Raw genomic sequence first — 26,324 nt, forward strand, 5'->3', positions numbered from 1 at the left:
ACGCTGCGCCTGATAGAGCAGGAAGCGCCGGCGGCGCTGATCATCGCGCCGCTGCTGGCAGACGGAACCGGGCTGGGCGTGATCAAGCAACTCCGCAAAACCAATAAAGACCTGCCGATTATCGTCGTAAGCGCGCTCAAGCTGGGCGAACCGCAGGAGCGCGGTTACCTTACCGGACACACCGAGTTCGCCGCGCAGAAAATACCCGACTCCTACATACTGGAAACCGTGGCCAGACTGCTCGCCGCGGAAACGGAACAGCGCCCCGCCGAAACAGCCCGCCCGCGCGTGCTTATTGCCGACGACCAGCCTATGCTTCTGAGCCTCATGCGCGAAATGCTTTCCGCCGCCGGCTTTGAGGTGCGCACCGCCGAAGAAGGCAACGAAACGTTGAAACTTGTTTACGAATTCAACCCGGAAATCGTCGTGCTTGATTATGCCTTGCCTTTCAAAACCGGTTTTGACATCACGCTCGAGCTGCGCGCCAATCCGCTGTACGCCAACACCCCGATCATGATTCTGACGGCGGTTTCCGACAAGCAGCTCAAGCTCAAGGGCCTGAGCCTCGGCATTGACGACTACATGATAAAACCCGTGGACACCGACGAACTGATCGCGCGGATCCGCATGATTTTAAAACGCACACGGCAGGTGCTGGACTCCAACCCGCTTACCAAACTGCCGGGCAACCCGTCCATCCAGGCGCATGTCGAGCGCAGACTAACGCGCAAGGAGCAATTCGCGGTCTTATATCTGGATCTGGATAATTTCAAGGCCTTCAACGATATTTACGGCTTCGACGCCGGCGACAAGGTGATACAGGCCGCGGCCACGCTCATCGTCACGCATACGAAAAAAAGCGAAGGCGGCGACGGTTTTATCGGGCATATCGGCGGCGACGATTTCATCGCGGCCTGCTCGCTGGACAAAGCGGAGGAAATTGCGCGCAACATCATCCGCGATTTCGACGCGATCGCCCCGTCGTTTTATTCCGAAGCGGACCGCGCGCGCGGCTACATCGTGACGGAGGACCGGCTCGGCAAGCAGCAGCGGTTTCCGCTGATCTCGATTTCGATAGGCATTGCGCATAACAGGGAACGCGAGCTCACGTCATTTACGCAGATCAGCGAAATCGGATCCGAGCTTAAACACCGCGCGAAACAGGAAACCGGCAGCAAGTATATCATAGACCGCCGCAAAAACCACAAAGCCGCGGCCTGAATGTGAAAAAGCCCTTCTTTTTGAAGGGCTTTTTCACATTCAGGCCAGAACATTATTTCGCTGTCCGCAACGGGAATACCCGCATCTTCAGCCGGTATCCGGTTCGGCTGCCGCCCCTGCGGTCAGTTCCCGAATGACGCCGGACGACGTGAAACGGACTCCCCTGAACCGGGGAGTCCTGATTATGCAAACTGTCGTTTGCCCCGCCCGCCGGGACACACGTTTTATTCCCCGTTCAAGCGCCGGTATTTGCAACCGGAATCAAAAACCCGCCGGGATTTTATCCGGCGGGTTTTGCGCATAAATGCCGGCTTACATCGCTATGCTGAATCCGAAAGACCAGTGGGTTTCCGTCTGATCCGATAACGCAAGATACGGCAAATGCCCGCTGAAAAACTCGCAGAACAATGCGGCATCCGAAACCGCGCCGTAATATTTCCAGCCGGCGCGCGAGTTGAACGACGGCTGCCATCCGTATTTTGCGTGTGCCGCGAGATTGACTGCGGCGAACCACGCGTGGCTGTCAATCCGCTTTTCGCCCTCCATTCCGCACTGGGCATGCCAGCGGTCGGAGGTGCGGGGAATAATGTTAAACGCGTAGAACAGCCCGCCGTAAAGGCGCAGGCCGGCGGCAGGCCGGTAATCGCCGATCAGGCGGAAATCGTCGGTGACATGTTTTTCCAGCTGGGCGGGCAGCGTGCCGTTTGAAATAATATAATCGTCGCCGACGTGCGAACTGGTGTGCCAGTAAGTCGCGCGCAGGCCCCAGCCATCCGCCACATAGTCAATCGGAAACGCAAGCGAGAAATCAGCCACCTGAAAATCGTTGGTGACGCGCGAAATGTCAAACCGCGCGGCCACTCCGCCCATGATGCCGAACTGCAGCCTGTTCCGACCTGCGGCCCAGCGCGCGATGCCGAACTCGTCGCCCATATTGATTTCGGCCAGCCTGTTCGAGCCGACCACCCCGGTCAGCCGCACGGCAAACGCGGGCTGGGTAAGGTCGGCCGCAAACGGGCTGAATAGTTTTTTAGGCGGCAGCAGTTCCGCGGCCCGGCAGATCTGGCCGGTCAGGCAGCATGCGGCCGCCAGCAAAAAAAGTTTTTTCACAGCAGATCCCCCTGCAATTCGCCGCTGGCTCCGGGCACGACGGACTCGCCGGCTTCTTTCGCCATGCCCGACGGGCCTTTCGGCCAGCCGAACGCCATGCGAACCGCGAGTTCCACGTCATACTCCGAAACCATCGCGTCGGCCGCGACAAGTTTCGCCTCCGTGGCGACCGCCGAAAAAATTTCCGCGCACAACTGCCCGGGCAGCGCCTCGCTCAGGCCCAGATACTTCACAATATCTTTCAGCCGGGGATTAATGCCCGCTATCTGGCCCTCCTCATACACATAAAACCCCAGCCCCGACCGGCGTCCGCATTCCCCGTATTGATTCAGCCGGTCCGCCGTTTTCGGAGGCGCGAAGCGTTCCGGCTGGCCCAGCGACTTGTAAATATACGCGCCCAGCCCGCAGAACGAATCAATGCCGAACCGGTCAACCAGCTCAAACGGCCCGGCGGGCACCTTCATGTTCTCGCGCACGGCGGAGTCAATTTCATGCACCAGACCCCGCCCCTTCTCCAGCAGCACGATGCCGGCCAGAATATACATGTAAAGCAGCCGTCCGGAAATCATGCCGGCCGAATACCGGCCCACCAGCGGCTCCTTGCCGAGTTTTTTCAGATATTCAACCGCCAGATCCAGCGTTTCGTCGGAAGTTTTTTCAAACCGGGCCAGCTCGGCGAACCGGTTCACGCTTACCGGCTCCGCCAGATTCATTCCAACAAACCGGTCCGGCGTGGACACCTCGCCGATCACGGAAAACGGATCGCTGTGTCCGCAGCGGATGCAGATTATTCCGGACGAACCCATCACTTCCTCAAGTTTCCTGAAAAGCAGAAACCGTTCCTGCGAGGTGTTGCCCGCCTCGATCACGATATCGGCGCCGGCCAGTTTGTCTAGCTTTTGAACCGGCTCGATATTGGCGGCGATTTCGCGGTTGCCGGACTTGCGCAATGTCCAGTCAACCCGCGCCATCGCCAGATTAAGCGCCGAACGGGCCACGTCATAAATCCGCACCTGCATGCCTTTTTCCGCGGAGCGCAGCGCCAGATCCGTAGACTGCGCGCATGAACCGATAATTCCAATAGCTGTAACCGGCATGTCAATCTCCTTGAAAAATATTTTCTGCCCGCAGCGGGCAGCTCACGCGACCGGCACTTCCTCCAGCCGCTTGATGCCTTCGCGGTCGAGCACCAGCCGCACCCGCTCGAACCGCACCTGCTGCTCGCCTTCCGCGTCATAAGTGATGTACTGCGTCACCACATTGACGTGGTACACCCGCGCGCACAGCACGTTTTCCACTTCATTGGTATTCTGGTTAAGATGCAGGCATGAAGTGTAGGGATCATCCGCCTGCGCCAGAAACGGCAAAACGTTGAACCGGAAGATATCGTTCAAATCACGGGTCCGCTCGTCCTTTTTAACCATCCGGTCAGGATAGAGGATTACCTCTTTTTCGTATTTAAGAACCATCTCCGGCTTGCCTTCCTCGTCAATGGAAGTGATATTGTCTATGTTGCGGCGGCTGCGGATGTACGACGGCACCTTTCGTTCCGCCAGAAAGCTGAACGCTTCCTTGAACGTGCCGATCCGCTCTTTCAGATAGGGATCCTTGATCTGGTGCTGGCGGTCGGCGATCCAGCGGGTCCAGTTCTTGGCGAACCAGGCTTTAAGCCAGTCCTTGATGCGGTCCTTGAAAATATAACTGGTCACGGCGAACAGCACAAACGGCACACTGTTAAACGCCCAGCGCGACTGCGCGAAAATCATGACCAGAAGAGTAAACAGCATCGCAGCGCCCGCCGACAGGCCGAACAGCACCTGATAAGTGCCCTCCCATTCCGAGGTTTCGATCTGAAGATGCAGCACGCTTGAAATGAATTTTTTCAGCACTCCGCGCCGGTAAATAAGAATTTCGTTGTCGCGCCCGTCGCCTACAATGGACGGATAGCCCATGGTTTTGCGGTAGTTGTCCTGCGCGCGGATGAACGCGTTTATGGCCTTGTCGGATTCCATGAAAGCGTCGCGGTGCGCAGCGCCCCGGATAACCTTGAGCAGCTCGGAAAAATATTCCACCATCGTAAGGCTTAGAAATTCGTCAAAAAACGCGTAGGCCGAGCGCAGTTTCTCCGGAATCACCGGGTTGGCCAACTCGCCGCGCAGAGCGCGGATGCTGGAAATGAATTCCTTGGAATCGCCGACAAAATCCTCCACATACTCCTCCACCGAGGAGATGCGCACATGGCAGTCCTGCGGACTGGCGTTAAGCGCGCGCACTTCCGCTATAAGGAATTTCGAGAAATCGCGCACATAACCTTTCACCGTGCAGCCTAGCAGCTTGATCTCGTCAACTACGCGGCATACGGCCGCGTCATCGGCGGTGTTGTTGAGCAGGCCCGGCAACGCCTGCCGCACCCGGAACAGAGGCGACAGCGAATTCAGCTGATCCATCACCATGTCCAGCCGCATCTTCGGCGTCTTGAACCTGATGAACCGCTGGGTGCTGCTGTAAAAGGCCTGCTTGGAGTAGGTGGCCGGCGTAATGTTAAGCGCCTTCGGCACAAAAAAATACATTTCCACCCGGTACTTGTTTTCCCGTTTAGGATACAGATCAACGTCCAGTTTCATTTCAAAACGGTGCCGGTCGTGAAACCTGACATCGGAATCTATTATCGCGTGGCTTTCCGGTTTCATAGCAGTCTTTAACCTCTGGGATGATGCGCCCCGTGTATATTTTTAAGCTCCGATTTTTCAATATGCGTGTAAATCTGCGTCGTGGCCAGGCTCGCGTGCCCGAGCATTTCCTGCAAAGCCCTCAAATCCGCTCCGCCCGCCAGCAGATGCGTCGCGAAAGTGTGCCGGAACAGATGCGGATGAAGCGGCCGCTTCAAACCCGCCGCCGCGCCCAGCTTTCTGATATCTTTCCAGACCTGCGTCCGGCTGATCCCCCGGCCCGAGCGGTTTAAAAACAGTTCGGACGCGGTGGTTTTCCCGGCGAACCATTTGCGCCGGTCGGCCAGATAACGGAGCAGATGCAGGCACGCGTCCGGATAAACCGGCACGATGCGTTCCTTGCCGCCCTTGCCGAACACCATCACCCAGCCTTCTTCCAGATTAAGCGATTCCAGCCGCAGACCGACCAGTTCCGACACCCGGATCCCGCACGCGTAAAACAGTTCCAGAATAGCCGCCGTCCGCAGTTCCGCGAAGCTCACCGCAGGGAACCGGAGCAGTTCGTCAATTTCGGCGGCAGTCAGAAAGCCCGGCAGCTTCTGCGGCATTTTGGGCGCGCGAAAAAACCGGGTTGGATCTTCCTTCAGCAGATCCTCCACCGCGAGAAACTTGTAAAACGCCTTCACCGACTCCATCTTGCGGAACAGGCTGCCCGGCGCGAGTTTGTCCGCCGAACGCAGCCGCCACAAATAACTGTCAAGATATCCGCTCTGCGCCTGCGCAGGATCCGCGCCGCCACGCGCGCAATAAGCAAGAAAATGCCGCACGTCGCCCACATATGCGTCATGCGTGTTGGAGGACAGACCCCGCTCCAGCAGAATGTGCCGGGAGAACCCGTTCAGCAGCTCGGCATATGCGCCTTCCGGCCTGGCGCCTTCCGGCGCAAAAAGTTTCTGGCGGCCAGCCATTATTACACCCCTTATCCGCCGAGTTTCAAGATCGCGCGGGCGGGGCATGCAAGCCCCGCCCGCAGAAACAACCGCAATGCACGGCGACTACGCGTCTTCGGTGGCGGCTGCGCCGGCCTGCTCGGCCTCTTCAGCGGCAAAAATGTCTTTGCCAAGCGTCAGATATTTGTCCCGGAGCAGTTTCTCCAGTTCGTCGGCCAGCTCGCGATGCTCTTTCAGAAACAGCCGCGCGTTATCGTAGCCCTGACCGAGCTTCTCATCCTTATAAATATACCAGGAACCGGCTTTTTCGACCAGCTTGGCCTGTACGCCCATATCTATGATGCAGCCTTCCCGGGAAATGCCCTCGCCGTGCATCATGACAAACTCGCCCGACCGGTAAGGCGGCGCTACTTTGTTTTTCAGCACCTTGGCCCGGATTCTCGACCCGACCACCTCGTCGCCTCTCTTGATGTTCTCGATCCGCCGGATGTCAATCCGCACGGACGCATAAAACTTAAGCGCCAGCCCGCCCGGCGTCGTTTCCGGGTTGCCGAACATTACGCCGATTTTCTGGCGCAGCTGGTTGATAAAAATGATACAGGTTTTCGTTTTGGAAACAAGGCTCGTCAGCTTGCGCAACGCCTGCGACATCAGCCGCGCCTGCAAACCCACATGCGCGTCGCCCATTTCGCCTTCAATTTCGGCTTTCGGCACCAGCGCGGCCACCGAATCAATAACAATCAGGTCCAGCGCGCCAGAGCGCACAAGTTTCTCGGTTATTTCCAGCGCCTGCTCGCCGGAATCGGGCTGCGAGATCAGCAGGTTGTCTATATCCACCCCGATCTTGCGCGCATACAGCGGATCCAGCGCGTGTTCCGCATCAATAAACGCGACCGTGCCGCCGGTTTTCTGGGCCTGCGCGATCACATGCAGGCTCAACGTGGTCTTGCCGCCGGCTTCCGGCCCGTAAACTTCAATCACTCTGCCGCGCGGCAGTCCGCCCACGCCCAGCGCCAGATCGAGTGACAGCGCGCCCGTCGGAATGACGTCAATCCCTTTCATCGCGCTTTTCGAGCCCAGCCGCACCAGCGCTTCCTTGCCGAACGCCTTTTCTATCTGCGACATCGCCAGTTCCAGCGCCTTGGTCTTGTTGCTCTCCTGCTTCCCGTCCTTAAACTTGCCGATCTCCTGCTTAACCTCTTTTGCCATGATCCCTCCGAAAAAATTCAGTCTTCCGCCCGGCGCCCGCCAGACCGCTTCATATCCTCTCCGCACGCCGGGAACGCCGCTCCCGAAAAACGGCCCGTCGGACTAACCGCCGGTTTCGTTGCCGGCAACCTCCGGCCGCGCCCTCACCACCAGATTGCCCGATTTGCCGTAATACTTGTAGGTGACCGCCGCCATCTTCGCGATATAGTTGGCGGCATATTTATAGTCGGGCACCTTCCAGGTCAGCATCGCCATGACGTATTCGCCCTGCGGAGAATACACAATCCCCGTGTCGGAACAGGACAGCCGGAGCATCCCGGTCTTATGCGCCAGCGCAAACCCGCGCGGCAGTTTCTTCGCGAACCGGGAACGGCCTTTGGTATGCTTCATGATATCGAGCATGATGGCGCTGTGGTCTTTATCCACCACTTCGCCGCGATAAATTTTTTCAACCAGCATGGCCATCTCGCGCGGCGTGGTATAGTTCTCGTTCGCGACGGGCGAACTGCAGAGCGACATCCCGTCCGGCGAAATATTCGTGCGCTCCAGCCCCAGCTCCCGAAATTCCTGCTGGAGATAATCATACCCGACCCGCTCGATCAGCAGGTGCGCGGCGGTATTGTCGCTCTCGGTGATCATTTTAACCATCAGATCCCGCACCGACAGCTTCGTCCCGGACCGCACCCGCCTCAAATGCCCGGACCCGCCGCGTTTGGCGTTTCTGGTGATCGTGATTTTCTCGTTCCAGTTGACCTCGCCGTTCCTGATTTTTTTCGTGACGGCGGCCATCACCGGCACCTTTACCAGACTGGCTGACGGAAACAGTTCGTCCGCGTGATAGGAAAACTCCTCGCCGGTTTTCAAATCCTTTATATAGACGCCCATGCGGCCGGGGAACCGCGCGGCCGATCTCGCCAGCCGGTCGGTCATTTCCCGCCACTTGTCGGCATTGGTCGTCCATTCCTGTTCCGAGTCAAACCCAGCCGCGTCAGCTTCCAGAGCCGCCTCATCGTCAGCGCGGCCCGCCTTGAAATCCATGCCGCCGGCAAGCAGGCAGGCGCACGCGCCGACCGCCACAAGCATTGCGAGATAAAATATTTTCTGCCTGTTCATCTGTCGCTCTCCGGTTACTCCCTGGCTTTGCGTTTGCGCGGCGCTTTCGGCTCGCCGTCCGCTTTTCTGGCGCACTGGCACCTGGAGGAAAACACCAGCTTGTCGCCGGCCTTGTCCACGTCCACCAGCACACGGCTGCCCGGCTGGATACGGCCCGACAGCATTTCCTCCGCCAGGGGATCCTCGATCCGCCGCTGGATCGCGCGCAGCAGCGGCCGCGCGCCGTAATTGGGGTCAAACCCCACCTGCACCATGTGCTTTTTCGCTTTCGGCGACAGCGTCAGCTCCAGTTCCTGCGCGCCGAGCTTGGCTTCCACTTTTTTCAGCATCAGCTCCAGGATCTTTTCCATATCCTCCGCCGTAAGCGGATGAAACACAATAATCTCGTCCACGCGGTTGATGAATTCGGGGTTGAACACCCGGCGCACTTCCTCCATCACCGTGTCCTTCATTTTCTTGTAATCGCGCGCCTCGTCTGCCTGCGCGACAAAACCAAGCGATTTGCCTTTCGAAATCAGCCGCGCGCCCACGTTCGAAGTCATGATTACGATCGCGTTTTTAAAGCTCACCTTGTGGCCCAGATTGTCAGTCAGCCGCCCTTCGTCCAGCACCTGCAGAAGGATGTTGAAGATATCCGGATGCGCCTTTTCGATTTCGTCGAGCACAACTACAGAATAGGGCCTGCGGCGGATCACTTCCGTCAGCTGCCCGCCTTCGTCATACCCCACATAGCCGGGGGGCGCGCCGATCAGGCGCGACACGGCGTGCTTTTCCATAAATTCCGACATGTCTATGCGGACCATCGCGTCCTCGTTGCCGAACAGGTATTCGGCCAGCGTGCGCGCGAGCTCGGTTTTGCCGACGCCCGTCGGCCCGAGAAACAGGAACCCGCCGATCGGCTTGTTGGGGTCCTTCAGGCCCGTGCGCGAACGGCGTATGGCCTGAGAAAGCGTTTTCACCGCCTCTTCCTGCCCGATAATGCGGCCGTGCAGCTGTTCCTCGATATGCATCAGCTTTTCGCTTTCTTTTTCGGTGATGCGGGTTACGGGAATTCCGGTCCATTTGCTGGCGACGAGCGCGATATCTTCCGTGGTGATGTCCGGTATGATTTTGGCGCGCTCCTCGCGCCAGGCCTGTTTAGCGCTTTCAAGGCTGGTGCGGAGCGTTTTCTCATGGTCGCGGGCGCGGGCCGCCTTTTCGTATTCCTGTTCGCCGATCGCGTCGTTCTTTTCCTTCACGGCCTTCTCTATTTCGGCTTCCTTGTCCTTAAAAAGCGGCGGCACCGTGGTCACCTGCAGCCGCGCGCGGGAGCCGGCTTCGTCAAGCAGATCAATCGCCTTGTCGGGCATGGCGCGGTCGGTTATATAGCGGTCGGAAATGGAAGCGGCCGCGATAATCGCCTCGCCGGTGTAATGCACTTTGTGATGCTGTTCGTAGCGCTCGCGCAGGCCGTTAAGGATTTCGATCGTTTCGTCAAGCCCCGGCGGATCCACGATAATCGGCTGGAACCGCCGCTCAAGCGCGGGATCATGCTCGATGTGTTTGCGGTACTCGTCGAACGTGGTCGCGCCGATACACTGCAGTTCCCCGCGCGCCAGCGCCGGTTTAAGCATGTTCGACGCGTCAATCGCGCCTTCTGCCGCGCCCGCGCCGATGATCGTGTGCAGTTCGTCAATAAAAACAATGATTTTTTTCTGCTCGCTGCGGATTTCTTCAAGGATGCTCTTGAGCCGCTGTTCGAATTCGCCGCGGTATTTGGTGCCGGCAACCACCGACGCCAGATCCACCGTCAGCAGCCGTTTGCCGGCCAAAGTGTCGGACACGTCGCCGCTCGCTATCCGCTGGGCCAGCCCCTCCACAATCGCGGTCTTGCCCACGCCCGGCTCGCCTATAAGCACAGGGTTGTTTTTCGTTCTCCGGCCCAGAATCTGCGCCACGCGCTCTATTTCCGTATTCCGGCCGATGACGGGATCAAGTTTGTTTTCACGGGCCTGCTGGGTCAGGTCGCGGGCGAACTCGTCAAGAGTGGGGGTCGTGCTTTTGGCTTTCTTTTTCGGATCTTTCTTCTTGATGTCGGCGTCGTCCGGCTGGGCACCCGGATTATTGGACTGCGACTGCTGCGCCCCTTCGCCAATATATTCAAGCACCGCCTCGCGTATGGTCGCGGCCGCCAGCCCGATATTTTCCAGCACCCGCGCCGCCACGCCCTCCTCCTCGCGCAGCAGGCCCAGCAGGATATGTTCGGTGCCGATATAGGAGTGGCCCATCTGCTGGGCCTCCTCCACCGCATACTCCAGCACCTTCTTGGCGCGCGGCGTGAACGGTATTTCGCCGTACTGGCTGGTGCTGTCGCCGGTGCCGACAAGCTTTTCTATCTCCATGCGCACTTTCTTGAACTCCACGCCCTGCGACACCAGCACCTGCGCCGCGATCCCTTCGCCCAGCATGACCAGCCCCAGCAGGATATGCTCGGTGCCCACATAGTCGTGGTTAAGCCGCTTGGCCTCTTCCTGCGCGATGAGTATGACTTTCTGAGCCCTGTCTGTAAATCTGGTTCCCATTATTCTGCCTCTTGCGCGGCGCCGCCGCCGGAATTTTGTTGTGATTGAAAATGGCAATCGGTATTTTCGCAATGATATTATAGTAAATGACGTATACTTTTTCCATAACATTAACAGGCGGCGCGGCGGCGCGGGCGCGGGCAGGCGGCGCGGGTATTGCCAGAAACGTCCGGCAAATGCTACAATCGGGTTAATGCTTCGCGCATACATACCAGCGCTGTCCGGCATATCCGAACGCAAAGCAAGCAGAAATTCAACTCGGCGGAACGCCGGGCGCCCGGTTGGAACCAGAACATCGGGAGAGCCTGTGTGCGACGCTTTTTATCAGGATAGTTAATGAATAATTACCCGACGCACAATAAAGGGGCAAGGCCCCCCAGAAAGAACCATCAGATCCGCATTTCGCCGATAAGGGTGGTGGACGAGAACGGAGGGATGCTCGGCATTCTGCCGGTTGACGAAGCGATCCAGATGGCCGAAAGCAAAGGGCTTGACCTGGTGGAAATCGCGCCGGAAGGCAAACCGCCTGTCTGCAAGATAATGAATTATTCAAAGCATCTCTATAACGAGGAGAAGAAGAAACGGGAAGCGCGCAAGAAACAGAAAGCGACCACGATCAAGGAAATCAAATTCCGTCCGCGGATCGCCACGCATGACCTGGAAACGAAGATGTCGCACATGGAAGCTCTTTTCCACAAATACGACAAAGTGCGCCTCACTATTGAATTTCGCGGCCGGGAAAACCAGCATAAGGATATCGGCCGGAAACTGCTGGAAGAGCTTGTTTCGCGGTACGACGACATGGCCGCGCCCGACAACGGGATCCAGATGCTGGGCAACAAGCTTTCGGTAGTGTTCAACTCAAAAATCAAGGAAGAAGACAGCGATGCCTAAAATAAGAAGCCACAGCGGAGCAAAGAAACGGTTCAGCAAAACCGCGTCCGGCAAATGGAAACACAGAAAAGCCGGGCTCAGACACCTGCTCACACCGATGTCAGCGAAACGGGGCCGCAACCTCAGACAGGCCAACGTGCTCGAGAACACCGCGTCGGAAAGCAAAGTGCTGAATCTGTACCTTCCCTATAAGTAACCGGGGAACAATGCCGGCGCTCGATACGACCGCCGGCATTCAACAGGGGCTGGACGAGGTACGGCAGACCGAAGTCCGCCCGGTCAGGCAACGGGCGCAACCGCGCCGGAGAGATCAATATGAGAATCAAATTCAGCGTACCAAGACACGCGAGAAAGAAAAAGCTCTTGAAACTTGCCAGAGGCTATTACGCCGACAAACGAACCAGGCTGAGAATGGCTATCCAGCAGCTCAACAAGTCTGGCGTGCATGCGTTCACCAGCCGCAAGGACAAGAAAGGCGATTACCGCCAGTTGTGGATCGCCCGGATCAACGCGGCGGTTCGTGAGCACGAAATGAACTATTCCCGCTTTATTAACGGAATGAAGAAAGCCGGTATCGAACTGAACCGCAAGATGCTTGCTGAAATGGCGGTAAAAGATCCCGGTTCATTCTCCCGGCTGGTTGAACTCGCCAAAAAGTCCTGAACGCGGAAGCCATTATGAACCGCGGGGACTGGGAAACAAAGTGCTCCGCCATAAGGGAGCATTACCAAAACGCAATCGGCCAGGCTGACGCACCCGACGCGCTTGAGGACATGCAGATCAGGTGTCTGGGCCGCAAAGGCGAGCTGACCGAGCTGCTTAAATCCCTGAAAGACCTTTCCCTGGAGGACAAGAAAATTCTTGGTCCTCTAGGGAATTCTTTAAAGGAGGAGCTTTCCGCGCTGTTTGACGGGCGGAAAGCCGCGTTGCTGCGCGCGGAGACGGACGCCAGGCTCGCGCGGGAAACACTGGACGTGACTCTGCCGGGCTACCCGATGCCGGACGGCAGGCTTCACCCGCTGACCGTTGCGATGCGGCGCATGGCGGAGCTGCTGGGCGGGATGGGTTTTTCGTGGGCGGAAGGCCCGCACATAGAGGACGAGTTTTATAATTTCGACGCGCTTAACACACCCGCGCACCACCCGTCGCGCGACCAGCACGACACGATTTATGTAAAAACCGGGAAAGGCCCGCGCCTGCTCATGCGCACACACACCTCGCCGATCCAGGTGCGGTATATGCGTGCGCACAAACCGCCGATCCGCGCGTTCGCTCCGGGCCGGGCGGTCCGCAACGACGCGATTGACGCAAGCCACTCGCCCGTGTTTCACCAGATCGAAGGCCTGTATGTCGATAGAAACGTCAATATGGCGGACCTGAAATTCACGCTCACAACCTTCATGCACGGATTGTTCGGGCCTGGCGCGGAGATCCGGTTCAGACCGAGTTATTTCTCGTTCGTCGAACCGGGCGTCGAGGTTGACGTCAAATGCGTATTCTGCAAACCGGGGCAGCACTGCCCGGTCTGCAAATCCACCGGCTGGCTGGAAATGCTCGGCGCGGGCATGGTGCACCCCAACGTGCTCAAAGCGGGCGGAATTGACCCGGCGCAGTGGCGCGGTTTCGCATTCGGCATGGGCATCGAGCGGCTCGCCATGCTAATGTACGGGATAGACGATATCCGCACATTCTACGAAAACGATATTCGGATGTTAAAACAGTTCTAATGCGGTTACTGCAAAGCTGGCTCAGCGATTTTATAGACATTGATCTCACACCGGACGAACTCGCCGGGAAATTCACGCTGCTCGGCATAGAAGTCGAGGCGATGGAGAAAACCGGCGCGTGCTTTACCGGCGTGCGCGTTGCGGAAATACTTAAAATTGACAAACACCCGAACGCCGACAAACTCTCGCTGGTGCTGGTCAACACCGGCGCCGGGGAGCAGACCGTGGTGTGCGGCGCGAAAAACATCGCGGTGGGCCAGAAGATCCCGCTGGCCGGCGTTGGCGCGAAACTGCCGGACGGCGAGCTGAAAAAGACAAGTATCCGGGGCGTGGAATCGTGCGGAATGATCTGCTCGGCTGGCGAACTGCAAGTTGCCGAAAGCGGCCCGGCGCACGAGCACGGCATCATGGTGCTCGACGCGGGCCTCGCGCCCGGCGCCGACGTAGCCGCCCTGTTCGGCGAGCCGGACTGCGTGTTTGAGCTGAAAATCACGCCGAACCGCCCGGAACTGCTGTCGGTGCTAGGCATCGCGCGGGAGCTGGCGGTCCAGCTTGACAAACCGCTGAAAAAACCGGCGGCGCCAAAAATCGAAGGCACGGTCCCGCCAATCCCGGTCCGGCTGGAAGACCCGGAAAGCTGCCCCCGCTACACCGCGCGGGTGCTGAAAAACCTTGAAAACCGCGCTTCGCCCGACTGGATGCAAAAACGCCTTAAAGCCCTCGACAGCAACCCGAAAAACGCGCTGGTGGATATCACCAACTACGTCCTTTACGAAACCGGCCATCCGCTCCACGCTTTTGATTTTGACAAACTGGCGGGCGGCGAACTCGCCGTGCGGCGCGCCAGACCCGGCGAGCGGCTTAATACGCTCGACGGGCGCGACGTGCCGCTTGACCCCGGCTGTCTCGTTATAGCCGACGCGGAGAAACCCGCCGCGCTGGCCGGCATCATGGGCGGGACGGAAACCGCAGTATCGGAAGAAACGCATAATATTGTTCTGGAATCGGCCTATTTCCATCCGCCGGTAATTCATATAACCGCGCGAAAATACGGGTTCCGGTCGGAATCTTCATACCGGTTCGAACGCTCGACGGATATTGAAAACGCCGTCTACGCGTCGGACCGCGCCACGGAACTTATTCTCGCATGCTGTTCGACACCGGAAACGGTGGTGTCGGAACTGGGCGACAGCTATCCCAAACCTTACGCCGGCGCGGAAGTGGGCGTCACGCCGCGCATGATCAACGATATCCTCGGCACGGAAATTGCCGACGAGGAAATCCTGCGCATTCTGCGGGCGCTTTCACCGGATATGGACACCAGCGTCACTCCGTGGATTTTCAAGGCGCCCTCGCACCGGCGCGACATCTCGCTGCCGTGCGATCTGGCGGAAGAAGTCGCCATGTACGCGGGGTACGACCGCATTCCCGTCGCGCCGCGGCCCGCCACCGTCACGATCACCGAAATTCCCGCGCAGCAGCGGCTCGCCAGCCGGTATAAGGACAAGCTGGCCGCGCTTGGCTTTTACGAAGTTTACAATTATGATTTTCTATCGGGCGCGGAACTGGCGGGCTTCGGGCTGGAGCCGGGACAGCAGCCGGAACTCGAAAATCCCCTGTCGCTCGACTGGCAGTACCTGCGCCCGTCGCTGCTGCCGGGCATAGCGCGCGCGGCAGCCTACAACGCGCGCCACAGCGCGCAGGCGGCAAACCTGTTTGAAACGGGCAAGGTATACGCAAAAACCCCGGGCAGGCCGGCTGAGAAACTTCATCTGGCGGCGTTGCTTTGCGGCACCTGGCCGCAGGGCGCGTTCTGGCGCGGCGGTGAAATAAAACCGCTGGATTTCTTTCATGTGAAAGGCATTGTTTCAAGCCTGCTTTCGGGTTTTGAGCAGGTGGATTTTTCGCCGGACGCCAGCCCGCCGGACTATATGCACCCGGGAATCTGCGCCGGCATAAAAGTAAACGGCAAGCCTGCAGGGCGGGCGGGCAGGCTTCACCCGTCGTCGCTGCGCGCGGCGGGCCTTAAAACCGGCAGCGCATGGAGCTTCGAGCTCGATCTGGACACGCTCGCCAAATGCGGCGCGGCCTCCGTAAAGGTAAAACCCGTGGCGGAATTTCCGAGCGCGTGGCGCGACATTTCCGTCGTGATTGACAAGACCGCCCCGTACTCCCGAATTGAAAAAACCGTGCGCGACGCGGCGGGCGAACACCTCCAGTCCGTAACGCTGCACGATGTTTACAACGGCGAAAACATACCGGCCGGCAGCCAGAGCGTTACTTTGCGGCTTGTATACTTCTCGCCGGAACGCACGCTGCGCGACAGCGAAGTGGAAACCTCGTTCAACGCCGTTATCGCCGCGCTGGGCTCCAAACTCAACGCGCGGCTGCGGAGCTAGATGAACACCACAAAATTCGACATTCTGGAGAAACTGGTGGCCCAGAGCGCCGCCCGGATCAGGCAGCTGGAGCGGGAGAATGAACTTCTGGCGCTGCAGGCGGACGGCCTGAATACCGAGCTGAAGAAATTCCAGAATTCGCAATCTGAAGTGCGGCGTCTGAACTCCGCGCGCGAAACAATGAAACGGAAGCTGGCGAAACTCGCCGGCCGGCTCGAAGCGGCGATCAGCGAGCAGGAGAATTCGCTCCGCACGGCCTACGGCCTGAACGGGCGGGACAGCCTCTGCGCCGGCGAACCTCCGGCGGAACCGGTCATCGCGCAGCCGCCGGATGCCGGCCCGGAGCAGCCGCCGCGGGAGCCCGGAACCAAACCGGAAAAACCCGCGCTCGCGGAGCAACAGCCGTACCAGCATCCGCAACCGGCGAACCAATCCACGCCCGCCATACCGGAACCAGCGCGCCTGCCTGCCGACGGCATCGAATCCGCGCAGGAAAACACCGCTCCAGAATCCTATGAAACGGCTCCGCAGGACACGGCCGCAAGTGTTGACCTGTCGGAACCGAACCCCGGCCAGCCGCCAGCCCCCGAACAAACCGGAACCACTGCCGCAATCCGAGCGGCCCGGCGCGCAGCCGACCCGGCGGAAGACGACCTGCCGCTTTTCCGCGCGCCCGACAGTATGCCCTGACGCTGCGCCGGGCGGACACCTCGCGCCTTTTTAACGCGGACCGGGCATACGCCGGTCCGTGTTTTCATTTGCACGCATAAAGTGTATAAAGTATGATAATAGAGAATAGAAACCACGCCAGGGTGCCGCCATGTCAGAACAGATAAACGTAGAGATAAACAAGATTTCCATTTCCGGTGTGATCCTGCCGGGCATCGAAGCGCTGGAAGCGCAGATTTACGCGCGCGACGTTACCGCCCGCATGAAAAAGCTGGAGGAAGACACCAACATCTACGACACCCTGCGCATCGCCATGCTTACGGCTATGGTGCTGGCGGCGGAACTGGCAAAAACGAAAGAGGAACTGGAACGATCCAGCCAGGCCAATCTTGTGAAGATGGACAAGATGATAAAATCCCTGTCCGACACGCTGAACGAGAAAAAACCGGGCGCGAAATAATATGGAGGAACCGCTTTTCACAAATCCGGCCGGCCCGGCCGGCCAGCCATCGGCACCGCCCGACGCGGCGCGGCAGGACGTGCCGCTGGCGGCGCGGCTCGCGCCGTCGGAACTGGATGATTTCGCCGGCCAGTCCCACATTTTCGCGCCGGGCAGTCTGCTCCGGCGGCTGATTGACACGGGCACCGTGCGCTCGGCCGTTTTTCACGGTCCGCCCGGCTGCGGCAAAACCGCGATGGCGCGGCTGATCGCCGCGCGCGCGAACGCCAGAATTTTCGAGCTCAACGCCGCCGTCGCCGGAGTGGCGGACCTGAAAAAAATACTCGACCACGCCAAAGCCGCCTTTTCCGGCGCGTTCAAACACCGCAATACCCTGCTGCTGCTCGATGAAATCCATCATTTCAACAAAACCCAGCAGGACGTGCTGCTGCCGTCGGTCGAACGCGGCGAGATAATACTGATCGGCATGACGACGGAAAACCCGTTTTATTACATCAACCGGGCGTTATTGTCGCGTTTTTCGGTATTCGAATTCAAGCCGCTGGACGAGCCGGCCCTGCGCAAGATACTGGAGCGCGCGCTGGGAAAAACCCCGGAACTGAAGATCACGCTGGAACCGGACGCGGAGTCCCATCTCCTGGCCCGCTGCGCCGGCGACGCGCGCAAACTGCTAAACGCGCTGGAAGTGGCCGCGCTTTCCACCGGGCCGGATGAATCGGGCGGGCGGCATGTAACTCTTAAAACCGCGGAGGAATCAATCCAGCAGCCGGCCCTGCGCTACGACAAAGGCGACGATGAGCATTACGACCATATTTCGGCTTTCATAAAATCCATGCGCGGCTCCGACCCCGATGCCACGGCCTACTGGCTGGCCAAAATGCTGGAAGCGGGCGAAGACCCGCGCTTTATCGCGCGGCGCATTTTCATCTGCGCCGGAGAGGACGTGGGCAACGCCGATCCCGTAGCCATCATGCTGGCCGACACGGCCTTTAAAAGCGCCGAAGTGCTCGGCATGCCCGAAGTGCGCATTCCGCTGGCGCAGGCGGCTTTATATGTGGCGTGCGCGCCGAAATCGAACGCCGCCTATCTGGCGATTGACGCGGCTCTCGCCGAGGTCCGCACCGGGCGGCTGCGCTCCGTGCCCGACAATCTTAAATCAGGCGGACGCAATAAAGGCTATGTCTATCCGCACGACTGGCCCGGCCACTACGTCAGCCAGGTTTATATGCCGGACCCGAAGACTTTTTATAACCCGACCAACGAGGGCCGCGAAAAACTTATAGCCGACCGGCTCCGGCAGCTGCGCGCGAAAAAATGAAACTGCCACTGCACGATAAAATCCTTACCGTTTCGGAACTGAACGGCATAATCAAGAACATGCTGGAGGGCACCTTTCCGGAAATGCAGGTCAGGGGCGAAATTTCCAATCTGCGCCGGGCGGCTTCAGGGCATGTGTATTTCGACCTGAAAGACCGCGACTCGCTCATTTCGGCCGTCATGTTCAAATGGTACGCCACGCAGGTGAAACCCGAGCTGAAAGACGGGCTGGAAGTAACCGTGCGGGGTGAACTGTCCTGCTACCTCAAGCAGGGACGGTACCAGCTGGCGGTCAAGACCATGGAAGGTCGCGACACCGGGGAACTGTACCGGGAATTCGAGCGGCTGAAAAAGAAACTGGCTGACGAAGGCCTGTTTGATGCGCGGAAGAAACGCCCGATTCCGCCGTTTCCGTCGCTGATCGGGGTGGTCACGTCACCCAACGGTGCCGCGCTGCGCGATATTCTCACCGTTTTGAAACGCCGCAGCGCGAATCTTGACGTGCTGATCGCGCCCGCGCTCGTGCAGGGCGAAACGGCCAAAACCACCATCGTGCAGGCGATCCGGCTGCTTAACGAAGCCGCGCCCAGGCCGGACGTGCTGCTGGTAGGCCGTGGCGGCGGCTCGATAGAGGATCTGTGGCCGTTTAACGAGGAAACCGTGGCGCGCGCCATAGCGGGTTCCGCAATTCCGGTCATTGCCTGCGTAGGCCATGAAACTGACTTTACAATCGCCGATTTCGCGGCCGACCTGCGCGCGGCAACCCCGTCAGCCGCGGCGGAACTGGTCACCTCCGATTCCGGCGAAACGCTAAGCGCGCTCCACTCCCTGCGCGGACGGCTGGTGCAGGGCTTTAAAATGACGGTCCGGCATTTCGGGAACCGGCTCTCCTCCGCGCAAACGAGCCACTATTTCAAACGCCCGCAGGCGGTATGGAGCGACCGCCTGCAGGAAACCGACCGGCTGCGGGAACTGCTGCTTTCAAACCTGAACAATCTGCTTGCGGCCCAAACGCGGCGTTATGAACTGCTGCGCGGAAAACTGTCCGCCCGGCGGCCCGAACTGCTCGTTGAAAACCGGCTGGCCGCCCTCCGCCACAAAACGCAGGCCGCGGCGGCACTGCTGGCAGGGAAACTGGCCGCGCGCGAACAGCTGGTCACACTGCACGCGGGCACGCTTTCACTGCACAGTCCGCTGCGCGCCGCGCAGGTTTTCGGCTCGGCCAACGCCGCGCTTTATGCGCGGCTGTCCGCGGCAACCGCGTCTTCGCTGCAAAACAAGGCCGCGCGCGCGCGGCTGCAGGCCGAAAAACTCGGCGCATTAAGCCCCGAGGCGGTGCTGAACCGGGGCTATTCGATCGTGCGGTCCGGCCGGACGGGCCACATCGTGTCCGACGGGGCGGCGCTTTCTTTAGGCGAGCCCGTGGCGCTGACTTTCGCCAGAGGCAAACGCGACGCCGTCATAACCGACGGCACAAAACCAGCCCGCGTCCGCGCGGGCAAAGACACCGACCAACCCTCGCTTTTCGGAGATTAATATGACCGCAAAAAAAACAAAGCAGAGTTTTGAAGAAAAACTGGCCCGGCTCGAAACGATCGTGAGCGAACTGGAAACCGACGGTTCTGGACTGGAACAGTCCATCACACTGTTTGAAGAAGGCGTAACGCTTTCGCGAGAACTGGAACAGCAGCTCACCGAAGTGAAACGCCGGGTTGAACTGATTACCCGGACCAGCTCGGGCGAACTGAAAAAAGAGCCTTTTGAAACCGACGCCAGCGCCGCCCACGAAAACGACCAGCCGACCGGAGCCTAAACCGCCATGCCCGATATCCCCGATATGCCCGAATTGCCCTCATTGCCGCAGCAGGACGGCGCAAATCCGCTGAACCCGCAGTCGCTGCCGCCGCGCGAAACGGCTCCTCCGCCGGGGCAGTTTCCACCGGTAATGACCCCGGCGCCACAGCAGCCGACTCCCGAACCGGCCCTGCCGCCCGAGCGCTTAACACAGCCGCCGGCCGGGCCTGTGGCAACACCGTCAGCCACGCCGGAACCGGCCCCCTCACCACAAACGCAGGCGACGCCGCTCCCCCAGCCGTCCATGCCGCCGCGCACTCTGCCGCCGCTGCCGCAACGCGCGGCCGATATCGCTAAACCCGGGCAACACAACGCCGAGCGGTCTGACATCCTTTTTGGCTGGGAACGGCTTGCCCCGGCTCCGCGCCATGTGCCGGGCTCGCTCGCGCAGAAAGTGCGCTATGGCGGGTTCCGCGCGGTCTTCGGGCTGGCACTGCTGCTTGCCGGCTGCGTGACGGTTTTCATCAACCTGCCGCTGGTGGATTTCCAGTCTTCAAAATTCAAGCCCGGCAACGTAACGAGCGGCAAAGGCGTGGTTTACATGGTGCAGGCATCCGGCGTGAAATACAGCGGCACGGGCATAGACAAGGTTTTCTATGTTTCCTCCGCCGAAGGCGGCGCTCCCGTCAGCGGAATATGCTATGTGCCGCGCCTGCTGCTTACAAAAAACGATCTGGTGGAAACGGAACACCTGATATCCGACCCGTCGGTAACGCGCATCAGGCGCACCCGCATGAAACCTTTGCCGCCCGGCGCGCTGTTTGCTCTGCCGGTTCCGTTAGCGCTGACAGGTCTGCTGTTTGCGCTCAGCGGACTCCTGGCGGGCGCGCGGCTTGCCCGGCTGCTCCGAACCGGGCTTTTCGCCGAAGGCACCGTTACGGAAGCCACACCCTTTATTTTAAACTTCGGCCGGCACCGGATATATAAAGTCACGCTAAGCTATGAACCGGAACCGGGCCGAAGCAAGACAATAACCGCCTGGGCGCGCACCGACCGGCCTCTTAACGAACTGGCCGCGCTGCCGGTGCTTTACGATCCGCGCGACCCCGGCGGCGCGCTCGTGCCGGGCCCGGGCGGGATAACGATAACGGACAAAGGCGGCTTTGCGCCCGCGCGGTTCGGGTTTTTTTACGCGCTCCTGGCGGTATCTGCCGCGCTGGCGATCCTGCTGCCAGCCGTTTACTGGCTGAAAAACGGGGTGGCCAGCCCGTTCGGCTCGATCTGACATGACCATCCCGCCGGCCGCGGAATTTTTCAAATTGCCGGGTTCGCCCGGCCGGGTTGACCTGCCGGACGGAAATCCTCTGCCGCAGCTTCCCGCGCCGCGCGCCATAGCGCCCGGCCTGCGCCTGAAAATGTTCGTGCAGTTCGGCGACGAATGGCTGCTGCTGCTGATCATAGCGGTACTGCTGTGGGTTTCAATCGCCATCGGGCTAACCTCCTCGCCGCTCGCGCCGCTGGCGCATATCGCCGGCATGTCCGAAACCGCGCCGGCCCGGACGGGAACCTGCATGCAGATACTGAAAATCCGGCCGGTATACTCCTGCCTGGTTTCACGCACCGGGCCGGACGGCGTATACAGGCTCTCCTCCATCAGGACGTTCACCGATTATGAGGCCGGGAATATTTCTTCCGTGCCGGTCCGGTATCTCAAATCCGCGCCGGCGATAATGGCCGACACCGACCTCGGCGCCTATACGGCGGAAATTGCCCTGTTCGCACTGGCCGCGCTGCTGCTGCCTTTCTGCGGCGTGTTCTTTTTGCTCAGACTGCCAAAAATCATCGCCGCGCTGGACCTGCTGGAAACCGGCGTTTTCGCGAGCGCGGGCTTTGAAAGCAAAAAAGGATCGCTCTACACCTACAGCTTCACCGCGCAGGACGGGCGGAAATATCCCGTAACGCGCCGCTGTGACCTGGAGAACGAAATAAACACCCGCATTCCCGCGCTGGCGGTTTACGCGCCGGGCAAACCCGAAGGCGCGCAGCTGTTCGGGATTCCGGCGTACCAGCTTCTCGTAAACGACCGCAACCAGCTTGACAGCCGGAAGGGACTGGCGCTTTTCTTTCCGGGTTTTGTGCTGTCGGTGTTTGGCGGGGCGCTGCTGCTGCTGGCCATGACATATCTCCGCGCAAAGTAGCGGCTGGCGCGTTTTTCCATGCGACTGGACAAATACCTGTTTGAAAACGGATTTTTTGAAAGCCGCGCCCGCGCGCAGGCGGCCATCGCCGCCGGCTGCGTATCCGTAAACGGCGGGGCGGAGCCGCGGCCCGACAAGAAAATCGGCCCCGCCGACAGGATAACCGTAACCGCCGGGTCCTGCCCCTACGTTTCCCGCGCGGGCCTGAAACTGAAGGCGGGCCTGACGGAGTTCAATCTCTCGCCGCATGGCAAAATCTGCCTCGACGTGGGTGCGGCGACCGGCGGATTTACCGACTGCATGCTTAAAGAAGGCGCGGCCGGGGTTTACGCGATAGATGTGGGGGCGGGCCAGCTGCATCCGTCGCTGAAAGCGCATCCGCTGGTGCATTTCATGCCGGGCACCAACGCCCGCTCGCTTGATCCCGCCCGCTTTCCCGCCAGGCCGCAGTTATGCGGGATAGACGTATCGTTCATCTCGCTGAAACTCGTGCTGGGCCCGGTAATAGAGTGCCTGGCTCCGGGCGCGGATATAATCGCGCTAATAAAGCCGCAGTTCGAGCTGTCGCGCGCGCAGCTGGTGCGCGGGATCGTAAAGGACGAAAAACTGCACGCCGGAGTAATTCTGTCGCTGCGCCGGTTCCTTAAAAAAACCCGCCCCGAAGTAAAAGATTACGCAACAGCCGTTTCGCCCGTAACCGGCGCGCACGGCAACACGGAATTTCTGTGGCACCTTAAAGCTGCTGTCTGAACCGCAGGGCGGCAAGGCTCATCGCGGCAACCGCCAGCGCGCCCAGCCCCGCCAGACTGCGCGCGACAGACTCCAGCCCGCCGCCTTTTAGCATGATGTTGCGCACGATGCTCATGAAATAATTCATCGGATCAACATAACACAGCCATTTGAATGCGGCGGGTATGTTTTCTACGGGGAACATCACGCCCGACAGCAGAATTCCCGGGAACAGGAACAAAAAACCGCCCATCATGGCCTGCTGCTGGTTCGCCGCGGCGGTGGAAATGAACACTCCCACGCTCACCGTGGCGAACACAAACACCATCGCCGAAACCGCCAGCAGCCACACCGGCCCGCGCATGGGCACGCCGAACACGAAGACGGCGGCCAGCAGCACCAGCGGCACGTTCACCAGCGTCAGCAGGAAATAAGGTATGCTTTTGCCGAGCATTATTTCCGCCGTGCTGACCGGCGCGGAAATAAGCGTTTCAAAAGTGCCGGTTTCCTTTTCCCTGGCAAGCGCCATGGCCGTAAGCATAATGCTCACCACGCACATCACGATCACCATTACGCCCGGCACAAGAAACACCGCCGATTCCATCGCCGGGTTATAAAGCACCCGCATGTCAAAATCGAACCCGGCGCGAACCGGCCCGGGCACCGGCCCCGGCAGAGCGGCCGCGGCTATCCGCCGGACATAGTTTTCAATCTGGCGGGCCTTCACGGCGTTGCTGGCGTCAATTAACAGCTGAAGCCGGGCATCTCCTTTGGCAAGCCCGTTGCCAAGCCCGTGCTGCGGAGCGACCAGCACGGCGTCCGCCCGGCCCGACTGAAGCCATAGAGTCGGATCAACGCCCTTTGTTTCCGCGGCCACGAACCAGCCGGAGGAGTAACACCGCCGCGCCAGCTGCCAGACCGCGCTGTCGCCCGGCCGGGCGAACACCGCCAGCCTGACATTCTTCACTTCGGACGACAGGGCGAACCCCAGCACCACCAGCTGAATGACCGGCACGGCAAAAATAAGCAGCCGGCTTTTCCTGTCGCGCAGCGCCTGGGCGAACTCTTTTTTTATAAATCCGGTTACGGTATTCATTCGGCGTCCTGTTCCAGATCGGTTTTAAACGACAGACCGCTGCGCACCACCAGAAACAGCGCGAGCAGGCATAACATGCCAAGCGGCACCAGCAGGTCGGCCGCGGCGGTGCCGCGCAGGTATTGCGAGCGGCTGATTTCCATAAACCAGCGCGCGGGCAGTATTCCTGTCAAATAACGGAAAAACACCGGCATGCTCTCCACCGGAAAAATAAAACCCGACAGCATCATCGGCGGCAGCAGCCCCAACACTATCGAGGCCTGCATGGCCAGCTGCTGCTGCCGGGTGACAATGGAAATCAAAAGCCCCTGGCCCAGCATCGCCACCACAAACACAAACGCCGCGAACGAGTACACCAGTCCGCTTCCGGCGAACGGAATATGAAACGCCAGCCGCGCGAACAGATACACAAAAGCCGTGGCGCCCAGCGCAAGCACAACGTAAGGCGCGAGTTTTCCGGCCACGATTTCCGCCGGATGAACCGGCGTGGACAGGAGCAGTTCCATAGAACCGTTCTCCCACTCGCGCGCCACGGTCAACGCCGTCAGCAGGGTGCATAACAGCCCGATAATCAGCACCGCCAGGCCCGGCACCACGAACCAGCTGGTGTCCAGCTCCGGATTAAACAGAAACCGCGTATGCAGTTCAACCGGTCCGGCCGGCGCGCCTCCGTAAAACCCGGCCTGCGCCGCGGCGGCGAGTCCGGCGGCGTAACTGGCCACCACGCCGGTTTTGGAATTGTCGGTTCCGTCAAGCAGCAGCTGCGCGCGCGCGGGCCGCCCGGCCGCTATGGCTTTCCCGAAACGCGGATTGATAACCAGCGCGCAGTAGGCGCGGTCATTATCCAGCCAGTAAACCGGATCTTCATGCTCCGACAGCTCGGTAATCCTGAAATATCCGGACGACGTAAAATACCGCTTCAGCTGGCGCGAAGCGGGCGTTCTGTCAAAATCCATCACCGCCACGCTGATATCACGATAGTTAAAATCAATCACGAACCCGAAAAAAACAACCAGTATCACCGGCAGCAGCGCGGCCAGCGCCAGGGTAAACGGATCGCGCAGGAGATGCTTGATCTCCTTTTTCGCTATTGAAGCCGCCCGCCGCGGCGAGAACGAATCCGTCATTTCCGTTCTCCCTCCGCGGAGCCGATAACCTTCAAAAACACGTCCTCGAGCGAAGGCTGAACCTGTTTGATCGAAACCGCCGCGCCGCTGCCGGAAAACCTCCGCCACTGCGCGAAATCGGAAACCTGCAAATGCCACTTCATGCCGTAAGGCGCGGCGTACCCGGCGCGGTTAAGCGTTTCGAGCGCGGCCGGGCCGGCGTCCCTGCGCAGAACGATCTCGTAAAGCCCGTCGGGATAACTGGCCCGCTTCAGCGCGGCGGGACTGTCGAGCGCGGCAATACGGCCGGCGTGCATCAGCGCGATCCGGCCGCACTCCTCGGCCTCGTCCATATAATGCGTGGTGACAAAAACCGTCCTGCCCGCCGCCGCCAGCGCGCGTATAAGCTTCCAGAAACCCCTGCGACTGCGGAAATGATCAAATATGCAGCGAATTCCATGTTGGCAACGCGTATTTCTTTTATGAATGATATTGCCAATCTCTGTGAATTACTGGGTGCAGACGTAAACATGGTTAGAAAGGGTATAGGTTCTGATACACGTATTGGTAATAAATTCCTTTATCCAGGTTGTGGTTACGGAGGAAGTTGTTTCCCTAAGGACGTGAAAGCGCTTATTAAAACTGCTGATCATAACGAATATGAGATGAAAGTCCTCAAAGCTGTTGAAGAAGTAAATGAACACCAAAAATCTGTCTTGTACCGTAAACTAAAAGATTATTATAAAGGAGCACTTGCAGGCAAACAAATCGCGATATGGGGGTTATCCTTTAAACCCGAGACCGATGATATGCGGGAAGCCCCTTCTTTTGTTATAATAAGGCATCTACTAAATGAAGGATGTCCTATAAAAGTATATGACCCCATTGCCATGCCCGAATGCCGCAGAATAATTGGAGATCGTGTGGTTTATTGCAATAACATGTATGAAGCTGCAGTAGGATCACATGCCTTATTGTTGATTACAGAATGGAAGGTATTTCGCTTACCCGACTGGAATCAAGTAAAAATCAGTATGTCTCATCCATTGATCTTAGACGGAAGAAATATTTACAATCGCACTGAATTAGAACAAAAAGGTAT

At 59.2% G+C, this 26,324-nt stretch carries 25 protein-coding genes (1 of these 25 only partly in view); 15 read left to right on the top strand and 10 right to left on the bottom strand.

The genetic code is table 11. The features are described from left to right. Nucleotides 1-1,221 carry the 3' portion of a response regulator gene (locus PHW69_02095; protein ID MDD4003977.1) on the top strand. 489 nt of this gene lie to the left of the window's left edge, so the window shows 1,221 of its 1,710 coding nt (coding positions 490-1,710); its start codon lies beyond the left edge, outside the window; its stop codon occupies nucleotides 1,219-1,221. Nucleotides 1,222-1,533: 312 nt separating this feature from the next. Here the strand turns inward: PHW69_02095 and PHW69_02100 are convergent, their stop codons facing one another. The 7 genes from PHW69_02100 to PHW69_02130 form a co-directional block, all read right to left on the bottom strand. Continuing rightward, complete coding sequence (locus PHW69_02100) at nucleotides 1,534-2,331, bottom strand: DUF1207 domain-containing protein (protein ID MDD4003978.1); 798 nt, start codon at nucleotides 2,329-2,331, stop codon at nucleotides 1,534-1,536. Then, nucleotides 2,328-3,428 (bottom strand): 3-hydroxyacyl-CoA dehydrogenase family protein, encoded by a 1,101-nt coding sequence (locus tag PHW69_02105; protein MDD4003979.1) that lies wholly within the window; start codon nucleotides 3,426-3,428, stop codon nucleotides 2,328-2,330. The genes PHW69_02100 and PHW69_02105 overlap by 4 nt, the downstream gene beginning before the upstream one ends. 42 nt (nucleotides 3,429-3,470) lie before the next feature. Next, nucleotides 3,471-5,021, bottom strand: coding sequence for a hypothetical protein (locus tag PHW69_02110; GenBank protein MDD4003980.1), 1,551 nt, complete (start codon nucleotides 5,019-5,021; stop codon nucleotides 3,471-3,473). Between the two features lie 8 nt (nucleotides 5,022-5,029). Continuing rightward, nucleotides 5,030-5,968: a tyrosine recombinase gene (locus PHW69_02115; protein ID MDD4003981.1), complete on the bottom strand. Its 939-nt coding sequence runs from the start codon at nucleotides 5,966-5,968 to the stop codon at nucleotides 5,030-5,032. An 87-nt stretch (nucleotides 5,969-6,055) separates the two neighbouring features. Then, nucleotides 6,056-7,159, bottom strand: a complete 1,104-nt coding sequence (gene recA / locus PHW69_02120) for a recombinase RecA (GenBank protein MDD4003982.1) — start codon at nucleotides 7,157-7,159, stop codon at nucleotides 6,056-6,058. Between the two features lie 102 nt (nucleotides 7,160-7,261). After that, a complete protein-coding gene (locus tag PHW69_02125; GenBank protein MDD4003983.1) occupies nucleotides 7,262-8,272 on the bottom strand; it encodes a class A beta-lactamase-related serine hydrolase in 1,011 nt (336 codons plus the stop codon). Nucleotides 8,273-8,286: 14 nt separating this feature from the next. Then, entirely contained in the window at nucleotides 8,287-10,833 is a 2,547-nt protein-coding gene (locus tag PHW69_02130; GenBank protein MDD4003984.1) for an ATP-dependent Clp protease ATP-binding subunit, read from the bottom strand. A 336-nt stretch (nucleotides 10,834-11,169) separates the two neighbouring features. Between PHW69_02130 and infC the strand changes: the two genes are divergently transcribed. The 13 genes from infC (at nucleotide 11,170) to PHW69_02195 (ending at nucleotide 23,041) form a co-directional block, all read left to right on the top strand. Then, a complete protein-coding gene (gene infC / locus PHW69_02135) occupies nucleotides 11,170-11,727 on the top strand; it encodes a translation initiation factor IF-3 (protein ID MDD4003985.1) in 558 nt (185 codons plus the stop codon). Further along, complete coding sequence (rpmI, locus tag PHW69_02140; protein ID MDD4003986.1) at nucleotides 11,720-11,923, top strand: 50S ribosomal protein L35; 204 nt, start codon at nucleotides 11,720-11,722, stop codon at nucleotides 11,921-11,923. Before infC ends, rpmI begins: the two co-directional genes overlap by 8 nt. Nucleotides 11,924-12,042: 119 nt before the next feature. Beyond that, complete coding sequence (gene rplT, locus PHW69_02145) at nucleotides 12,043-12,390, top strand: 50S ribosomal protein L20 (protein ID MDD4003987.1); 348 nt, start codon at nucleotides 12,043-12,045, stop codon at nucleotides 12,388-12,390. A 14-nt stretch (nucleotides 12,391-12,404) separates the two neighbouring features. Continuing rightward, entirely contained in the window at nucleotides 12,405-13,454 is a 1,050-nt protein-coding gene (gene pheS, locus PHW69_02150; GenBank protein MDD4003988.1) for a phenylalanine--tRNA ligase subunit alpha, read from the top strand. After that, nucleotides 13,454-15,853, top strand: a complete 2,400-nt coding sequence (gene pheT / locus PHW69_02155; GenBank protein MDD4003989.1) for a phenylalanine--tRNA ligase subunit beta — start codon at nucleotides 13,454-13,456, stop codon at nucleotides 15,851-15,853. Before pheS ends, pheT begins: the two co-directional genes overlap by 1 nt. Then, the gene (locus PHW69_02160; GenBank protein MDD4003990.1) at nucleotides 15,854-16,543 is read left to right on the top strand and encodes a hypothetical protein; all 690 of its coding nucleotides are present in this window, start codon (nucleotides 15,854-15,856) and stop codon (nucleotides 16,541-16,543) included. It abuts the gene before it with no gap. A 130-nt stretch (nucleotides 16,544-16,673) separates the two neighbouring features. Then, on the top strand, nucleotides 16,674-16,982 hold the full coding sequence (locus tag PHW69_02165; protein ID MDD4003991.1) for a cell division protein ZapA: 309 nt from the start codon (nucleotides 16,674-16,676) through the stop codon (nucleotides 16,980-16,982). Nucleotide 16,983: 1 nt separating this feature from the next. Beyond that, nucleotides 16,984-18,300: a replication-associated recombination protein A gene (locus PHW69_02170; protein ID MDD4003992.1), complete on the top strand. Its 1,317-nt coding sequence runs from the start codon at nucleotides 16,984-16,986 to the stop codon at nucleotides 18,298-18,300. Then, entirely contained in the window at nucleotides 18,297-19,835 is a 1,539-nt protein-coding gene (gene xseA, locus PHW69_02175; protein ID MDD4003993.1) for an exodeoxyribonuclease VII large subunit, read from the top strand. Before PHW69_02170 ends, xseA begins: the two co-directional genes overlap by 4 nt. 1 nt (nucleotide 19,836) lies before the next feature. After that, nucleotides 19,837-20,112 (top strand): exodeoxyribonuclease VII small subunit, encoded by a 276-nt coding sequence (gene xseB, locus PHW69_02180; protein ID MDD4003994.1) that lies wholly within the window; start codon nucleotides 19,837-19,839, stop codon nucleotides 20,110-20,112. 210 nt (nucleotides 20,113-20,322) lie between these two features. Continuing rightward, on the top strand, nucleotides 20,323-21,378 hold the full coding sequence (locus tag PHW69_02185; GenBank protein MDD4003995.1) for a hypothetical protein: 1,056 nt from the start codon (nucleotides 20,323-20,325) through the stop codon (nucleotides 21,376-21,378). Nucleotide 21,379: 1 nt separating this feature from the next. After that, the gene (locus tag PHW69_02190) at nucleotides 21,380-22,291 is read left to right on the top strand and encodes a hypothetical protein (protein MDD4003996.1); all 912 of its coding nucleotides are present in this window, start codon (nucleotides 21,380-21,382) and stop codon (nucleotides 22,289-22,291) included. Between the two features lie 18 nt (nucleotides 22,292-22,309). Next, nucleotides 22,310-23,041, top strand: a complete 732-nt coding sequence (locus PHW69_02195; GenBank protein MDD4003997.1) for a TlyA family RNA methyltransferase — start codon at nucleotides 22,310-22,312, stop codon at nucleotides 23,039-23,041. On the opposite strand, the gene PHW69_02200 is transcribed toward PHW69_02195, so the two are convergent. From PHW69_02200 to PHW69_02210, 3 genes are read right to left on the bottom strand one after another with little or no spacing between them, the layout of a single operon-like run. Next, on the bottom strand, nucleotides 23,025-24,116 hold the full coding sequence (locus PHW69_02200; GenBank protein ID MDD4003998.1) for an ABC transporter permease: 1,092 nt from the start codon (nucleotides 24,114-24,116) through the stop codon (nucleotides 23,025-23,027). The genes PHW69_02195 and PHW69_02200 overlap by 17 nt on opposite strands. Continuing rightward, entirely contained in the window at nucleotides 24,113-25,243 is a 1,131-nt protein-coding gene (locus PHW69_02205; GenBank protein MDD4003999.1) for an ABC transporter permease, read from the bottom strand. The genes PHW69_02200 and PHW69_02205 overlap by 4 nt, the downstream gene beginning before the upstream one ends. Beyond that, nucleotides 25,240-25,575 carry a hypothetical protein gene (locus PHW69_02210; GenBank protein MDD4004000.1) on the bottom strand — a complete coding sequence of 112 codons (336 nt, stop codon included), beginning with the start codon at nucleotides 25,573-25,575 and terminating at the stop codon, nucleotides 25,240-25,242. The genes PHW69_02205 and PHW69_02210 overlap by 4 nt, the downstream gene beginning before the upstream one ends. 3 nt (nucleotides 25,576-25,578) lie before the next feature. On the opposite strand from PHW69_02210, the gene PHW69_02215 reads away from it, so the two are divergent. Then, nucleotides 25,579-26,324 (top strand): nucleotide sugar dehydrogenase (locus tag PHW69_02215; GenBank protein MDD4004001.1); only part of this gene is annotated, 746 nt, incomplete at its 3' end.

Source organism: Elusimicrobiaceae bacterium, assembly GCA_028700325.1.
Classification (GTDB): domain Bacteria; phylum Elusimicrobiota; class Elusimicrobia; order Elusimicrobiales; family Elusimicrobiaceae; genus JAQVSV01.

Coding starts and splice junctions, on each gene's coding strand:
- PHW69_02105 (MDD4003979.1), bottom strand. CDS start 3,428: ATGCCGGTTACAGCTATTGGAATTATCGGTTCATGCGCGCAGTCTACG.
- PHW69_02110 (MDD4003980.1), bottom strand. CDS start 5,021: ATGAAACCGGAAAGCCACGCGATAATAGATTCCGATGTCAGGTTTCAC.
- PHW69_02115 (MDD4003981.1), bottom strand. CDS start 5,968: ATGGCTGGCCGCCAGAAACTTTTTGCGCCGGAAGGCGCCAGGCCGGAA.
- recA (MDD4003982.1), bottom strand. CDS start 7,159: ATGGCAAAAGAGGTTAAGCAGGAGATCGGCAAGTTTAAGGACGGGAAG.
- PHW69_02125 (MDD4003983.1), bottom strand. CDS start 8,272: ATGAACAGGCAGAAAATATTTTATCTCGCAATGCTTGTGGCGGTCGGC.
- PHW69_02130 (MDD4003984.1), bottom strand. CDS start 10,833: ATGGGAACCAGATTTACAGACAGGGCTCAGAAAGTCATACTCATCGCG.
- infC (MDD4003985.1), top strand. CDS start 11,170: ATGAATAATTACCCGACGCACAATAAAGGGGCAAGGCCCCCCAGAAAG.
- rpmI (MDD4003986.1), top strand. CDS start 11,720: ATGCCTAAAATAAGAAGCCACAGCGGAGCAAAGAAACGGTTCAGCAAA.
- rplT (MDD4003987.1), top strand. CDS start 12,043: ATGAGAATCAAATTCAGCGTACCAAGACACGCGAGAAAGAAAAAGCTC.
- pheS (MDD4003988.1), top strand. CDS start 12,405: ATGAACCGCGGGGACTGGGAAACAAAGTGCTCCGCCATAAGGGAGCAT.
- pheT (MDD4003989.1), top strand. CDS start 13,454: ATGCGGTTACTGCAAAGCTGGCTCAGCGATTTTATAGACATTGATCTC.
- PHW69_02160 (MDD4003990.1), top strand. CDS start 15,854: ATGAACACCACAAAATTCGACATTCTGGAGAAACTGGTGGCCCAGAGC.
- PHW69_02165 (MDD4003991.1), top strand. CDS start 16,674: ATGTCAGAACAGATAAACGTAGAGATAAACAAGATTTCCATTTCCGGT.
- PHW69_02170 (MDD4003992.1), top strand. CDS start 16,984: ATGGAGGAACCGCTTTTCACAAATCCGGCCGGCCCGGCCGGCCAGCCA.
- xseA (MDD4003993.1), top strand. CDS start 18,297: ATGAAACTGCCACTGCACGATAAAATCCTTACCGTTTCGGAACTGAAC.
- xseB (MDD4003994.1), top strand. CDS start 19,837: ATGACCGCAAAAAAAACAAAGCAGAGTTTTGAAGAAAAACTGGCCCGG.
- PHW69_02190 (MDD4003996.1), top strand. CDS start 21,380: ATGACCATCCCGCCGGCCGCGGAATTTTTCAAATTGCCGGGTTCGCCC.
- PHW69_02195 (MDD4003997.1), top strand. CDS start 22,310: ATGCGACTGGACAAATACCTGTTTGAAAACGGATTTTTTGAAAGCCGC.
- PHW69_02200 (MDD4003998.1), bottom strand. CDS start 24,116: ATGAATACCGTAACCGGATTTATAAAAAAAGAGTTCGCCCAGGCGCTG.
- PHW69_02205 (MDD4003999.1), bottom strand. CDS start 25,243: ATGACGGATTCGTTCTCGCCGCGGCGGGCGGCTTCAATAGCGAAAAAG.
- PHW69_02210 (MDD4004000.1), bottom strand. CDS start 25,575: ATGGACGAGGCCGAGGAGTGCGGCCGGATCGCGCTGATGCACGCCGGC.